We start from the raw sequence: 13,722 nt of genomic DNA, 5'->3' as shown, positions 1-13,722 counted from the left end.
AATACTAGGACTTTGTCAGGCGCGCCGATTGGCGTAAACTGCGTCCCATGTCTGCGAGGAGATTCCATGAGCGCCATAACGATTACCGACGCTGCCCACGATTACCTGGCTGATCTGCTGTCCAAGCAGAACACCCCGGGTATCGGTATCCGCGTTTTTATCACCCAACCCGGTACTCAGTACGCTGAAACCTGCATTGCCTACTGCAAGCCGGCTGAAGTCAAACCTGAAGACACCGCCATTGGCCTGAAAAGCTTCACGGCCTGGATCGATTCTTTCAGTGAACCGTTCCTGGACGATGCCGTGGTGGACTACGCAACGGACCGTATGGGTGGTCAGCTGACCATCAAGGCGCCAAACGCCAAAGTGCCGATGGTCAACGCCGACAGCCCGATCAACGAGCGCATCAACTACTACCTGCAAACCGAGATCAATCCCGGTTTGGCCAGCCACGGTGGTCAGGTCAGCCTGATCGAAGTGGTTGAAGATGGTATCGCGGTGCTCAAGTTCGGTGGCGGTTGCCAGGGCTGCGGCCAGGCGGACGTGACCTTGCGTGAAGGCATCGAGCGCACCTTGCTGGAGCGTGTGCCGGAGCTCAAAGGCGTACGTGACGTGACCGACCACTCGCAGAAAGAAAACGCCTACTACTAACAGGGCGTTCGCTGCGAAGCTGAAGAAAAAACGGTGCCCCGTGAGCACCGTTTTTTTATGGTTGTTTAAAAGCCCTCAGGCCGCACTCAAGGTCGATACAAGTGTGCATGCCCCGCCCGGTACAGCGACGACTCGGCGAAACTGTCATTGGCCAGCACCCGGCCCACCAGAATCAGCGCGGTACGCCGGAAGCCCTTGGCCTGAACCTTGGCCGCAATATCCGCCAGCGTACCTTGCACCCAGTCCTGATCTGGCCAACTGGCACGGTGAATCACGGCAATAGGGCAGTCGCTACCGTAGTGCGGGATCAGCTCGGCAACGATTTTGTCCAGATTCTTGACCCCCAGATGAATCGCCATGGTTGCCTTGTGCTGTGCCAGGCTGGCCAGTTCTTCGCCGGCGGGCATCACGGTTTTCTCCGCATAGCGGGTCAGGATCACGGTCTGGGAAATATCAGGCAGGGTCAGTTCCGCCCCCAAAATGGCTGCGCAGGCCGCCGTGGCTGTCACTCCCGGAATGATTTCAAAAGCGATGCCCAGCTCGCGCAGGCAGCGTATCTGTTCACCAATCGCGCCATACAGGCTCGGGTCGCCGGAGTGTACGCGGGCCACATCCTGGCCTTTGGCGTCGGCCACCTTGATCAGCTCGATGATCTGTTCAAGGTGTAGCTCGGCGCTATTGATCACTTGCTCGGCCTGGTGGCCTGTCAGGACCGCTTGCGGCACCAGTGAACCTGCATAAATGATCAGCGGGCAGCTGCGAATCAGGCGCTGGCCCTTGACAGTAATCAGCTCTGGATCGCCGGGCCCGGCGCCGATGAAATAAACGGTCATGGCAGTCTCTTGAAAAGGTCGAGATAGAGCTGTTCGTGAACAACGCTCATAGTGAGGCGGGGGATTATCGCGGGTTTTACCGGGCGCAGGCTAACGCAAAGGTGGCCATGGAGGTTTTTTTACGTGTGATCAACAAAGTCGCCGGTGCCCCGGCCAGCTGTGTGGCCAGGGCCAGGGCAGCACTTTCGGCAATGCCAAAACAACCGGTTTGAGCGAACGCGGTAGCCGAGTGATGGCTGAGCCGGGGTGAAAACTCGGCCATTTGCGCGGCGCTGAACAGTTCCAGTTCGAGGTTTAGCTCTGTTGCCAGTTGCAGCAGCCCGGGCTCGTGGCGCTTGAGGTCAATACTGGCCAGGGCACGGATCGCACTCAGTGCAATGCCGGCCTGGCTCAGGCTGTCTTCGATCAACGCCAATAGCGCTTGTGCGCTGCAACCCCGGCGACAACCCAGGCCAATCACCAGGCTTGGCGCTGCGCCGGTCGCTGTCATGCCGAGTACTGACCTTCAGGCTTGCGGCGGAACAGCCAGGCGCTGATCACGCCCAGGGCCAGCCAGAAGGCCAGGTTGGTCAGTTGCGCGGCAATTTTGAACTGCGACTCCAGTGCCTCAGGTGCCAGGCTTGAATGCACCAGCGGCTGCGGCGCGCCAAAGAGATGCGGCACCAGCACAATCGCCACACCCAGCACTTTGAGTGCCCAATGCTTGCCAAATACCAGCAAGGCAATGGCCACGGCCGTCGAGGCTGCAGTGCTGACCCACCAGAGCTGGCGTTGCAACAGATCCGCCGCGGCAGTGCCCGGCAGTTCAGGCGGCAAGCCCATGGTCGGTGCCAGGCAGAACACGGCATAGCCGGCCAGGCCCCAGAGCAGGCCCTGGGATGTGCGGGCGGGTGCGCGCAGGGTGTACAGGCCCGCCAGCATCAGGGCAAAACCGACGGCGACCACGAGGTTGCCACCGGATGTCGACAGTACACGTTGCCAGCCATCTTCCGGCTCCCAGGCCTCGGCGTCATGCTCATGTGCAGGCATGGCCATGTCGGCATGTTCGTGCACTTCGCTAGCTGCGGGCTTTTCGTAGGTTTCGGCCTGCAGAATCAGCGGGGCAACCCAAAAGCTTTGCAGCAGGGTCAGCAGCAGGGCGGAAAGCAGGCCGGTAAAGCCTGCCGTTCGAGCGATACGCGTGATCATGGCAGGCAGTCTCAATGGCACGGAAAGGCGGAGCTGTGACGGGTGTCATGAGCTGCGTTGTGCACGGCATCGATATGCGAAAAACCGGCGAAGTAAACGAGGAAAGCGCCCAGTACGGCAGCGCCGACAGCGGCCACGATACGTTGGCTTTGGGTGGTGCTACTCGCAGCGGAGTGGGTACGGCTGGTGCTGATGGACATGGCGCTTGCCTCGGGTCGGACGACGGGCAGCAAAGCGCAAGAAAACCCCGCGAACGAAGCTCGCAGGGTTTAACAGCGCCCGCCCACCGCGGGTTTGTTATTCGAAATAATCAGGCCGGTCTCCGGGCTTGCGAGGGGCTCATGGGCTGAACCTGCAAACATCTCCTTCCCATGCCAGTGGCACAGTGGACGTGATGTTTCTCTCGCTTACCGTTGCGGGGGCAGCGCCGGACTTGTCAGGGCAAAAGCCTGACGCACCGGTTTCCCGTTTCACCCTGTGAAGGGCACCTGATACAAGATGTGTAGGAAACCACAGCCCTGTTGGGCCGTCAATTGCAGAGGTATGCCTGGCTTTTGATTTTCATGTGTGTGGCTTGCCTGCGATGCGGGTAACGCGGTCTTTCAGGGGCACCGCAGTGACGCGATCGCGAGCAAGCCCGCTCCCACAGACTTCTCATGCATTGATCAGCATGCTTTTGACTTTTGCGCGCAGTTGGTCAATGGAGAAAGGCTTGCCGATCACCGCCATGCCTTCTGCAATCTCCAGGGTCTCGGCGTAGCCGCTGGCAAACAGCACTGGCAATGTCTGGCGCAGTTCGCGGGCCTTGGCAGCCAGTGTGCGGCCGTCCATTCCCGGCAGGCCAACGTCGGTCATCAGCAGGTCAATGTTGCGGGCTGTGTCCTCAAGCAGTTCCAGAGCGCGCTCGCTGCCATCGGCTTCAAGCACGCTGAACTCCAGTTCTTGCAGTACATCAACGATCAGCATGCGAACAATGGCGTCGTCTTCGACCACAAGGATGGTGGAGGGTGTTGCGGACATAATCATGATCTCGATAAAAATTTAAGCGCAGTTGCCACAGCGAGTAAGCATAGCCTTCACCTGCCTCCCTATGTGTGTAAAAACGTATTTAAAGGTAAGAAATTAGAACTATTGCTCGATAATCCGGCAAACTCCAGTTTTTTATGACTGTCACGGGCCTGAAAATGAACGCACCTGCATCAATCGACGAGCGAAGCTTTCGCAAGCTCCTGAGTCGCAACGTCGGTTTGCCTTTGGCCGTCGGTGTGCTCAGTGCTGCATTGTTTGTGGTTATGGTCAGCTATTTGCTGTCGGTGATCAGGTGGGTCGAGCACAGTGATCGGGTCATCAGTAATGCCAATGACGCGGTGCGCCTGACGGTCGACCTCGAAACCGGCATGCGCGGTTTTCTCATCACCGGTGATGAGCATTTCCTCGACCCCTATGCCGTCGCCAAGCCGCAAATCAATGTGCAATTAAAAGGTTTGCAGGAGCTGGTCAGCGATAACCCCCAGCAGATTGACCGCCTCAAGCGTCTTGAAGCGTTGCAGGATGAGTGGAATGTCTACGCACAGTCGATGGTCGACCTGCGCCGCCAGGACGGTGACTACCGTTCGGCAGTGCAGGCCGGACGCGGCAAGCGCCTGAGTGATGAAATCCGTAAGGAATATGACGATTTTATTCAAATGGAGCAGCAGCTGCGCATGGCGCGCAGTGAAGACGTCAGCCGTACCACGATTATCTGTATCGCCCTGTACCTGTGTTTTGTACTGGGCTTGAGCGGCTTTCTGGCCTATGTAGGGCGTCGAGATTTAATAGAGCTTTCAAATAGTTACAACAATGTCTTCGAGTCGCAGATCAAGACTGCGCAGCGCCTGGAGCAGCAGGCGTGGTTACGCAACGGTCAGACTGAACTGGCCGAACAGGTGCTGGGGCGTCTGACCCTGAATATGCTGGGGCGCAATATCCTGCAATTCTGCGCCCAGTATCTGGGGTCGGTGGTGGCGGCGGTTTACGTGCGTGAAGATCATGGCGGCCTGAAGCGTGTGGCCAGCTACGGTTTTTCCCGTGAGCAAGAGGTACAGGACCAGCTGATTCACAACGACGAAGGCATCGTCGGGCAGGCCGCGCAGCAGGACAAGCTGATTCGTCTGGACAATGTGCCTGCCGACTACAGCCTCAAAGTAACCTCCGGGCTGGGCCAGGGCAGCCCGCACAGTGTGCTGGTGGTACCGACCAGTGATGATGACCGGGTCAACGGGGTGATTGAGCTGGGGTTTCTGCGCCCGCTGAGCGCGCGCGATATCGAGCTGTTCGAACTGATTGCCGACAATATCGGCACTTCGATCGAAGCTGCCCGCTATCGTCAGCGCCTGCAGGAAGTGCTGGCCGAAACCCAGCAGCTCAACGAGGAGCTGCAAGTCCAGCAGGAAGAATTGAAAACCGCCAACGAAGAACTCGAAGAGCAGTCGCGCATCCTCAAAGAGTCGCAAACCAGCCTCGAAACCCAGCAGGCCGAACTTGAGCAGACCAACGAAGAGCTGGCTGGCCAGCGTGACGCGATGGATCGCAAGAACACCGAGCTGAACCGGGTCCAGATCCAGCTTGAAGACCGCGCGGATGAGTTGCAGCGCTCCAGCAAGTACAAGTCGGAGTTCCTCGCCAACATGTCCCATGAGCTGCGCACGCCGTTGAACAGCTCGCTGATTCTGGCCAAGCTGCTGTCCGAGAACCCGCAGCAAAACCTTAGCGCAGAGCAGGTGAAGTTTGCCGAGTCGATTTACTCGGCGGGCAATGACCTGCTCAACCTGATCAACGACATTCTGGATATTTCCAAGGTCGAAGCCGGCAAGCTTGAAGTGCGCCCCGAGAACACCAGCGTCGGGCGTGTGGTTGAAGACTTGCGCGGGATGTTTCAGCCACTGGCAGGTGAAAAATTCCTGGGCTTTGACGTGCAAGTTCAACCCGGCACGCCGCCGATGATCTACACCGACAGTCAGCGTCTGGAGCAAATCCTGAAAAACCTGCTGTCCAATGCGGTCAAATTCACCGAGAAAGGCCAGGTCAGCCTGGTCGTGTCCCGTGAGCCGGGAGAAGGAGTGGCCTTTGCTGTGACCGATTCGGGCATAGGCATCGCCGCGGATCAGCAGGAAAGCATTTTCGAAGCCTTCCGCCAGGCTGATGGCACCAGCAACCGCCGCTACGGCGGAACTGGCCTGGGCCTGTCGATCTCCCGCGACCTGGCGACCTTGCTCGGTGGTTCGATCACGGTCAGCAGCGAGCCGGGGCAGGGCAGCACCTTTACCCTGGTGCTGCCGGAGCAATATGTGGAGTCGGCCGAGGAGTTGGCGCAACTGTCCGCCACTGCCGCGCCACGGCCAGCACCCGCGGCCCTCAGGTCTCAGCCGTTACCCGTCGTTGTGCCACCGGTAGAGATTGCGCGCTTTATGGATGATCGCGAGCAGGCGCCGTTTGCCACGCGTTGCATCCTGGTGATTGAAGATGAGCCCAACTTTGCGCATATCCTCTTCGATCTTGCACATGAACTCGGCTATCGTTGCCTGGTTGCCCACGGTGCCGACGAAGGTTTCAGCCTGGCCGCACAGTTTATTCCCGATGCCATCCTGCTGGACATGCGCCTGCCGGACCACTCGGGGCTCACCGTGTTGCAGCGCCTCAAGGCCCTTGCGCCGACCCGGCATATACCGGTGCATGTGATTTCCGTCGAGGATCGGGTCGAGGCCGCGATGCATATGGGCGCGGTGGGCTACGCGGTCAAGCCGACCACCCGTGAAGAGCTGAAAAACGTCTTCGCCCGCCTGGAAGCCAAGCTGACCCAGAAGGTCAAGCGCGTGCTGCTGGTAGAGGACGACGATCTGCAGCGTGACAGCATTGCCCGCCTGATCGGCGACGATGACATTGAAATCACCGCCGTAGGTTTTGCCCAGGAGGCACTGGACCTGCTGCGCGACACGATCTACGACTGCATGATCATCGACCTCAAACTGCCGGACATGCTCGGCAACGACTTGCTCAAGCGCATGTCCACCGAGGAAATCTGCTCGTTCCCGCCGGTTATTGTTTATACGGGGCGTAACCTGACCCGCGATGAAGAGGCTGAACTGCGCAAGTATTCGCGCTCGATCATCATCAAGGGCGCCCGCTCACCGGAGCGCTTGCTCGATGAAGTGACATTATTTCTGCACAAAGTTGAATCTCAGTTGTCCCATGAGCGGCAAACAATGCTCAAGACCGCCCGCAGCCGCGACAAGGTGTTCGAAGGGCGCAAGATTCTGTTGGTGGATGACGATGTCCGCAATATCTTTGCCCTGACCAGCGCACTGGAACAAAAAGGCGCCATTGTGGTGATCGGCCGTAATGGCCGCGAAGCCATCGAACGCCTGGATGAAGTTGAAGACATCGACCTGGTGTTGATGGACGTGATGATGCCGGAAATGGATGGCTACGAGGCCACCGTCGAAATTCGCAAGAACCCGCGCTGGCGCAAGCTGCCAATCATTGCGGTGACGGCCAAGGCGATGAAGGACGATCAGGAGCGTTGCCTGCAGGCAGGCGCCAATGATTACCTGGCCAAACCTATCGATCTGGATCGACTGTTTTCGTTGATCCGGGTCTGGCTACCGAAAATGGAACGACTCTAAGTGCAACGAAACACCGATATCGAGTTACGGTTGCTGATTGAAGCGATCTATCTCAAATACAGTTACGACTTTCGCGATTACTCCGGCGCTTCGATCAAGCGCCGGGTCAATCATGCATTGCGTCAGTTCGATTGCCAGACCATTTCGGCCTTGCAGGAGCGCATCCTGCATGACCCTACGGCCTTTATGCAGTTATTGCAGTTCCTGACCATTCCAGTGAGCGAGATGTTTCGCGATCCGGAACACTTCCTGGCCATTCGCCAGGAGGTGGTGCCCATCCTCAAGACCTACCCGTCGCTGAAAATCTGGATTGCGGGGTGCAGCACCGGTGAGGAGGTTTACTCCATGGCGATCCTGTTGCGCGAAGAAGGCTTGCTGGATCGCACTATCATTTACGCCACTGATATCAACCCGCGGTCTCTGGAAAAAGCCAAGCAGGGGATTTTTTCCCTGGAGAACATTCGCGCCTATACCCACAACTACCAGAAGGCCGGTGGTCAGCGTTCGTTTGCCGATTACTACACCGCCGCCTACGACTACGCGATTTTTGACAAGACGTTGCGTGAGAACGTGACCTTTGCCGACCACAGTCTGGCAACGGACAGCGTGTTTTCAGAAACCAATTTAATTTCATGCCGTAACGTATTGATTTACTTCAATAAAGATTTACAAAACAGAGCCTTTGGCCTGTTTCATGAATCGCTCTGCCACCGTGGCTTTCTGATGCTGGGCAGCAAGGAAACCCTGGATTTTTCGAACTACAGCAAACAGTTCACCCCGGTGCTCAAGCAAGAACGGATCTACCGCAAGCTATGACAGCCCGGCACAGCCTGATGGCTGCACACAGACCAGTAGAAGCCGTGGTGATCGGTGCCTCGGCGGGCGGGGTCGAAGCCTTGCTGGCCCTGCTGGGCGATTTGCGACCTGGCTATTGTCTGCCGATCATCGTGGTGTTGCACTTGCCCGACGAGCGCCGCAGCCAGCTGGCAGAAGTGTTTGCCAAGCGCGTGGCCCTGCCGGTGCGGGAGGTTCAGGACAAGCAGCCGATCGAGCCGGGTACCTTGTATTTTGCCGCGCCCGGCTACCATGTCTCGGTGGAGCAGGATCAGAGTTTTTCCCTGAGCCAGGAGGAGAGGGTGCATTTTTCGCGACCTGCGATTGATTACCTTTTTGAGTCTGCGGCCGACGTGTATCAACAACGCCTGGCCGCGATATTGCTCACAGGTGCCAATCGCGATGGTGCGCTGGGGCTGAGCCAGGTCAAGCAGGCGGGCGGCCTGACCATTATCCAGGACCCGGACGAAGCCCATGTATCGACCATGCCCCGCGCAGCCCTGGAGCTTTTTCAACCGGACTGCATCCTTCCCTTGCGCGGCATTGGCCGTCTGCTTGTCGAGCTGGAACATATCCAATGCTGCTAAATGATATTCAAGCCAAACTGCTGATCGTCGATGATCTGCCGGAAAACCTGCTGGCCCTTGAAGCGCTGATCAAGCGTGAGGATCGCCTCGTCTACAAGGCCCTGTCTGCCGACGAGGCGTTGTCGCTGCTGTTGCAGCACGAGTTCGCAATGGCCATTCTGGATGTGCAGATGCCCGGGATGAACGGTTTTGAACTGGCCGAGATGATGCGTGGTACGGCCAAGACCAAAAACATCCCCATCGTGTTTGTCAGTGCCGCCGGCCGTGAGATGAACTATGCCTTCAAGGGCTACGAAAGCGGTGCGGTGGACTTTTTGCACAAGCCGCTGGATATCCATGCGGTCAAAAGCAAGGTCAGCGTGTTCGTTGAGCTGTATCGTCAGAGCAAGGCCATGAAGCAGCAGGTCGAAGCGCTGGAGCAGAGCCGCCGCGAGCAGGAGACCCTGCTAGCGCAGCTCCAGTTGACCCAGGTGGAGCTGGAGCATGCTGTGCGAATGCGTGATGACTTTATGTCGATCGTCTCCCATGAGGTGCGAACGCCGCTCAACGGGCTGATTCTCGAGACCCAGCTGCGCAAGATGCACCTGGCCCGCGACAACGCCGCGGCATTTACCCTGGACAAAATGCAGGCCATGGTCGAGCGTGACGAACGCCAGATCCAGAGCCTGATTCGCTTGATTGAAGACATGCTCGATGTGTCGCGTATTCGCACCGGCAAGCTGTCTATCCGCCCTGCGCCGGTTGATCTGGCCCAGGTCGTTGCACAGTTGCTGGAGAGCTTCTCCGCACAGATCAGCGCAGCGCAATCAAGTGTCAACTTCACGGCGGTGCAGCCGGTGGTGGGGCAGTGGGATGAGTTCCGGATCGAGCAGGTAATCAGCAACCTGCTGACTAATGCCCTACGTTATGGTGCGAAAAAGCCCATTGAGGTATCTGTTTACATTGACGACGATCAAGCCGTGGTCGATGTGCGCGATCAGGGCATCGGCATCAGCGAAGCAAACCAGCAGCGGGTTTTTCAGCAATTCGAACGGGTTTCAGCCAGCCATGTCACTGCAGGTCTAGGCCTGGGGCTGTTTATCTCGGAGCAGATTGTGGCTGCGCACAGCGGCACCATCAGCGTGCAGAGTACATTGGGTGAGGGGGCATTATTCAGGGTTTGCCTGCCGTTGGTACAAAAGACATAAATTGGGCGCAACCTATGACCGCGCCTGGGGTCATACTGGCAGCGATGGCATGAATTAAGGTTTCCTATGAGTGAAGATGCGCAAGATGTTGTTTTGATTGTCGAAGACGATCCTTCAATCCTGATGGTCCTGAGCGCCTATCTGTCGGGCGAGGGCTACAGGGTCTTGCAGGCCGAAAACGGCGAACAGGCGTTCGAGATCCTGGCGAGCAAGCCGCATCTGGACCTTATGGTTACCGACTTCCGTTTGCCGGGGGGGATTTCCGGGGTACAGATCGCCGAGCCTGCGCTCAAGCTGCGCCCGGACCTGAAAGTCATTTTTATCAGCGGTTACCCGGCCGAGATCCGCGACACGGGCAGCCCCATTACCCTGACGGCGCCGATCCTGGCCAAGCCGTTCGACCTCGACACCTTGCAGGCGCAGATCCAGAAGCTGCTGGCCTGAGCATCTGATTCATGCCGAAACCTGTGGGAGCGGGCTTGCTCGCGATGGCATCACCCGCGCCCCTCAGACAGGCCGGCTTGCCTGCATTGCGAGCAAGCCCGCCACTGCAGGTTCAGTGCTTCACAAGCCCTGTTGCAACGCCGGGTCATCCGGGTTTTGCTGCTCCAGTTGCGCGAGCAGCACCTGCACATTCTGCAATTGCCCGGCCTCCTTCCAATAGCGAATCAACAACACGCGAGCCTTGCGATTGGCAGGCTGGCGTTGCAGCAGCTCTTCGAGCTGACGTTGCGCGGCTTCCAGTTGGTCGAGGTCGTGCAGGGCTGTGGCCAGTTTGTAACGGTAATCACTGTTGTCGGGCTCCAGCTCAACGGCCCTGGCCAGGCCAAGCAGGGCGTACTCGGTCTGGCCGTGATTGAGCAGCCAGATGCCCAGGGCATGCTGCAGATAGGCTGAGTCAGGATGGGCTTGAAGTTGTCTGGCCAGCAATTGCCGGGCCTGGTCGGCTTTACCGCGCTTGTCCAGCAGTTCGATTTGCGCAACGACGGCCTTGAGGTTGTCGGGGTCCAGGCGGGTGACTTGTTCCAGTGCAGCCTGGGCGTCGTCCAGCTGGCCTTCATGCAGGTACAGCCGGGCAAGTTGGCCTTGAGCCTGCGGATCATTGGGGCGGGTCTTGAGGTCGCGTTCGAACTCGTCGACCACTTGCTGCAAGGGGCCGAGGTACAGCCCCTGTTCATCTGGCGACAGACCAAGCAGGGCATTGGCAGCCGCAAAACGCACACTCTGTTCACTGTCATCGAGCAATGGTCCCAGCAATAGCGTGCGCTGGGCGTTGGGCACCAGCCCGACTATGCTCTGGATCGCGGCTTTGCGTACCAGGGGTGAAGGATTATGCAAATCGGCGTCGGCCAGCTTGAGCGCTTGCGGGCTCGGGTAGTTGGGCAGTTCGGCATGCAGGCCCGCGCGGCGGGTATCGGTCAAGTCGGTGCGAGCCAGTTGCTGGTAAAGCACGCGGGCGGCACCGGGTTTGCCGTTATGGGCCATATCCAGTGCGATGGAGTAGCGCTGGTTTACCGAAGGAGTAGGGGCGGCAGGATCAGGGCGCATCGAATACCAGAGGCCGCCGGCAACAAGTGCTGACACAAGGCTGATTACGAGGTAACGGCGGGGCTGGGTCATCCAATATCCAGAAACAGGCATGCATATGGGGTGCAAGAGTGGGTGACTCGGGAGCTTGAGTCAAATCGCCATGGCCACCCTCACCCTGAGGGCGAGGGTGCGGCTTTCACACATGCGGCGTGGCATGGCCCTTGACCTGCGGGCTGGCGTACTGCGGCTTGAGCAGGCCCTGGTTGTCCAGCAACCAGGCATCCATCACCTTGCGCACCACCGGGCCGGCCACCCGGCCACCGGCTTCGCCGTTCTCGATCATCACCGAAATCACGATCTGCGGATCTTCCGCCGGGGCAAAGCCAACAAACAGGGCGTTGTCCCGATTGCGCTCGGCGGTCTTGAGGCGGTTGTAACGCTCGCCCTGCTTGATTGCCACCACCTGCGCCGTACCGCTTTTGCCGGCAATCCGGTATTGCACGCCCTGGGCTGCTGCCCGGGCAATACCGCGCGGGTCGTGCATCACCAACTGCATGGCGTGATTGACCTGATCCCAGTCCCGCGGATCACGCAGCACCAGATTGGGGATCGGGTGTTCATCCACCGGCGGCGTACCGTCCACGGTCCTGGCCAGGTGCGGACGGTTCCATACGCCCTTGTTGGCAATCAGCGCGGTGGCCTGGGCCAGTTGCAGCGGGGTAACCTGCATATAACCCTGGCCGATGCCCAGGATCACTGTTTCGCCAGGGAACCATGCTTGACGGCGGGTGCTGCGCTTCCACTCGCGGGACGGCATCAGGCCAGATGACTCTTCAAACATGTCCAGCGAGACTTTTTGCCCCAGCCCGAATTCGGCCATGTAATCGTGCATGCGGTCAATGCCCAGCTTGGATGCCAGGTCGTAAAAGTAGGTGTCGTTGGAGCGCATGATCGCCGCGTTCAAATCCACCCAGCCGTCACCACTGTGGTTCCAGTTGCGGTATTTGTGGTCGACATTGGGCAACTGGAAATAGCCGGGGTCAAACACCCGGGTCGAGGCGGAAATTACGCCGCTGTCCAGCCCTGCAATCGCCACTTCGGGCTTGATGGTCGATCCCGGTGCATACAGCCCGCGCAGGGCCCGGTTGAACAGCGGTTTGTCGATGGAATCGCGCAAGCCCGAGTAGTCCCTGGAGCTGATACCGGTCACGAACAGGTTGGGGTCGAAACTCGGTTTGCTGACCATCGCCAGCACCTCGCCGGTTTTCGGGTCCAGGGCAATGATCGAGCCACGGCGGTCGCCCAGGGCATCCTCGGCGGCTTCCTGCAATTTGATATCCAGGCTCAGCACGATGTTCTTGCCCGCCACCGCATCGGTGTGGCGCAGCACGCGCATGACCCGGCCCTGTGCATTGGTTTCGACTTCTTCAAAACCGACCTGGCCGTGCAGTTCGTTCTCATAGAAGCGTTCGATGCCGGTTTTGCCGATCGATTGGGTGCCACGGTATTGAGTGGCATTCAGCTGCTTGGCTTCTTTCTCGTTGATGCGCCCGACATAACCGACTGAGTGGGCAAAGTGATCGCCCTGCGGATAGTGGCGTACAAATTGCGCCTCGACATCGATACCTGGCAGGCGGAACTGGTTGACGGCCAGCAGGGCGATCTGATCTTCCGTCAGCTCGTACAGCAGGGTTGAAGGGTCAAACGGGTGGCGCGCCTGTTTCATCGCCTTGGCAAATACGGCGCGATCTTCTTCGGGCAAGTGCAGGATGCTGATCACTGAATCCAGCACCTTGGCGGTATCGCCAGCCCGCTCGCGGGTGATGGTCATATTGAAGCTGGGCTGGTTATCGGCCAGCAGCACGCCGTTGCGGTCATAGATAAAACCGCGCTCCGGGGGGATGGGCAACACGTGCACCCGGTTGTTCTCTGAGACCGTGGAGTTGTAGTCGAACTCGGTGACTTGCAGAAAATACATGCGACCGATCAGGGCGCAGCTGATAGCCAGCACCAGCGCCGCACAGGCGATCAGTCTTTTATTGACCAGCCGTTTTTCGGAATCGTGATCTTTAAGAGGGATCGGCTCAGGCATATCCGGGGTGTCTCGCGTCAGAAAACAGATAGCAGCAGCCAGCAGGTCGTTAGCTGGCTACGAAATTCGGCGCACACCTTACCAAGAAGCCTGTGCTTGAGTCAGTTTATTGGCCGAAATGTGGATGAAAGCCGACGGGCAGTGGGCCTGCTGAGTGGC

At 58.6% G+C, this 13,722-nt stretch carries 13 protein-coding genes and 1 riboswitch; of the genes, 6 read left to right on the top strand and 7 right to left on the bottom strand.

What is annotated here, in order from left to right; translation table 11 throughout:
- Window positions 1-66 precede the first annotated feature (66 nt).
- A complete protein-coding gene (gene nfuA, locus PPTH39_RS02775; RefSeq protein WP_016781101.1) occupies window positions 67-651 on the top strand; it encodes a Fe-S biogenesis protein NfuA in 585 nt (194 codons plus the stop codon).
- Between the two features lie 86 nt (window positions 652-737).
- Here the strand turns inward: nfuA and cobM are convergent, their stop codons facing one another.
- The 5 genes from cobM to PPTH39_RS02750 all read right to left on the bottom strand — a co-directional run bounded on the left by cobM (window position 738) and on the right by PPTH39_RS02750 (window position 3,692).
- Window positions 738-1,484: a precorrin-4 C(11)-methyltransferase gene (gene cobM / locus PPTH39_RS02770; RefSeq protein WP_095000399.1), complete on the bottom strand. Its 747-nt coding sequence runs from the start codon at window positions 1,482-1,484 to the stop codon at window positions 738-740.
- 76 nt (window positions 1,485-1,560) lie between these two features.
- Entirely contained in the window at window positions 1,561-1,974 is a 414-nt protein-coding gene (locus PPTH39_RS02765; protein WP_095000398.1) for a cobalamin biosynthesis protein, read from the bottom strand.
- The gene (locus PPTH39_RS02760) at window positions 1,971-2,672 is read right to left on the bottom strand and encodes a CbtA family protein (RefSeq protein ID WP_130871551.1); all 702 of its coding nucleotides are present in this window, start codon (window positions 2,670-2,672) and stop codon (window positions 1,971-1,973) included. Before PPTH39_RS02760 ends, PPTH39_RS02765 begins: the two co-directional genes overlap by 4 nt.
- A gap of 11 nt (window positions 2,673-2,683) precedes the next feature.
- A complete protein-coding gene (locus tag PPTH39_RS02755; RefSeq protein WP_095000396.1) occupies window positions 2,684-2,872 on the bottom strand; it encodes a CbtB domain-containing protein in 189 nt (62 codons plus the stop codon).
- Between the two features lie 96 nt (window positions 2,873-2,968).
- A riboswitch (cobalamin riboswitch) is annotated at window positions 2,969-3,179 on the bottom strand.
- A gap of 147 nt (window positions 3,180-3,326) precedes the next feature.
- Complete coding sequence (locus tag PPTH39_RS02750) at window positions 3,327-3,692, bottom strand: response regulator (RefSeq protein WP_095024740.1); 366 nt, start codon at window positions 3,690-3,692, stop codon at window positions 3,327-3,329.
- 164 nt (window positions 3,693-3,856) lie between these two features.
- Here PPTH39_RS02750 and PPTH39_RS02745 point away from each other — a divergent pair, with 164 nt between their 5' ends.
- From PPTH39_RS02745 to PPTH39_RS02725, 5 genes are all read left to right on the top strand, one after another.
- Window positions 3,857-7,333 carry a response regulator gene (locus tag PPTH39_RS02745; RefSeq protein WP_130871550.1) on the top strand — a complete coding sequence of 1,159 codons (3,477 nt, stop codon included), beginning with the start codon at window positions 3,857-3,859 and terminating at the stop codon, window positions 7,331-7,333.
- Complete coding sequence (locus PPTH39_RS02740) at window positions 7,334-8,149, top strand: CheR family methyltransferase (protein WP_095000394.1); 816 nt, start codon at window positions 7,334-7,336, stop codon at window positions 8,147-8,149.
- A gap of 17 nt (window positions 8,150-8,166) precedes the next feature.
- The gene (locus PPTH39_RS02735) at window positions 8,167-8,754 is read left to right on the top strand and encodes a chemotaxis protein CheB (RefSeq protein WP_095000639.1); all 588 of its coding nucleotides are present in this window, start codon (window positions 8,167-8,169) and stop codon (window positions 8,752-8,754) included.
- Window positions 8,748-9,941: a hybrid sensor histidine kinase/response regulator gene (locus tag PPTH39_RS02730; protein WP_095000638.1), complete on the top strand. Its 1,194-nt coding sequence runs from the start codon at window positions 8,748-8,750 to the stop codon at window positions 9,939-9,941. Before PPTH39_RS02735 ends, PPTH39_RS02730 begins: the two co-directional genes overlap by 7 nt.
- 66 nt (window positions 9,942-10,007) lie before the next feature.
- On the top strand, window positions 10,008-10,385 hold the full coding sequence (locus PPTH39_RS02725; RefSeq protein WP_095000393.1) for a response regulator: 378 nt from the start codon (window positions 10,008-10,010) through the stop codon (window positions 10,383-10,385).
- Window positions 10,386-10,505: 120 nt separating this feature from the next.
- On the opposite strand, the gene PPTH39_RS02715 is transcribed toward PPTH39_RS02725, so the two are convergent.
- Both PPTH39_RS02715 and mrdA read right to left on the bottom strand, forming a co-directional pair.
- Window positions 10,506-11,561 carry a tetratricopeptide repeat protein gene (locus PPTH39_RS02715; RefSeq protein ID WP_130871549.1) on the bottom strand — a complete coding sequence of 352 codons (1,056 nt, stop codon included), beginning with the start codon at window positions 11,559-11,561 and terminating at the stop codon, window positions 10,506-10,508.
- Between the two features lie 106 nt (window positions 11,562-11,667).
- Window positions 11,668-13,563 carry a penicillin-binding protein 2 gene (gene mrdA, locus PPTH39_RS02710; RefSeq protein WP_095000391.1) on the bottom strand — a complete coding sequence of 632 codons (1,896 nt, stop codon included), beginning with the start codon at window positions 13,561-13,563 and terminating at the stop codon, window positions 11,668-11,670.
- Window positions 13,564-13,722 lie beyond the last annotated feature (159 nt).

Source organism: Pseudomonas bubulae, from assembly GCF_900618535.1.
Taxonomy (GTDB): Bacteria; Pseudomonadota; Gammaproteobacteria; order Pseudomonadales; family Pseudomonadaceae; genus Aquipseudomonas; species Aquipseudomonas bubulae.
This window is presented reverse-complemented; position numbering and strand designations above follow the sequence as displayed.

Coding starts and splice junctions, on each gene's coding strand:
- PPTH39_RS02735 (WP_095000639.1), top strand. CDS start 8,167: ATGGCTGCACACAGACCAGTAGAAGCCGTGGTGATCGGTGCCTCGGCG.
- PPTH39_RS02760 (WP_130871551.1), bottom strand. CDS start 2,672: ATGATCACGCGTATCGCTCGAACGGCAGGCTTTACCGGCCTGCTTTCC.
- PPTH39_RS02765 (WP_095000398.1), bottom strand. CDS start 1,974: ATGACAGCGACCGGCGCAGCGCCAAGCCTGGTGATTGGCCTGGGTTGT.
- PPTH39_RS02750 (WP_095024740.1), bottom strand. CDS start 3,692: ATGTCCGCAACACCCTCCACCATCCTTGTGGTCGAAGACGACGCCATT.
- PPTH39_RS02755 (WP_095000396.1), bottom strand. CDS start 2,872: ATGTCCATCAGCACCAGCCGTACCCACTCCGCTGCGAGTAGCACCACC.
- nfuA (WP_016781101.1), top strand. CDS start 67: ATGAGCGCCATAACGATTACCGACGCTGCCCACGATTACCTGGCTGAT.
- PPTH39_RS02725 (WP_095000393.1), top strand. CDS start 10,008: ATGAGTGAAGATGCGCAAGATGTTGTTTTGATTGTCGAAGACGATCCT.
- PPTH39_RS02715 (WP_130871549.1), bottom strand. CDS start 11,561: ATGACCCAGCCCCGCCGTTACCTCGTAATCAGCCTTGTGTCAGCACTT.
- cobM (WP_095000399.1), bottom strand. CDS start 1,484: ATGACCGTTTATTTCATCGGCGCCGGGCCCGGCGATCCAGAGCTGATT.
- PPTH39_RS02745 (WP_130871550.1), top strand. CDS start 3,857: ATGAACGCACCTGCATCAATCGACGAGCGAAGCTTTCGCAAGCTCCTG.
- mrdA (WP_095000391.1), bottom strand. CDS start 13,563: ATGCCTGAGCCGATCCCTCTTAAAGATCACGATTCCGAAAAACGGCTG.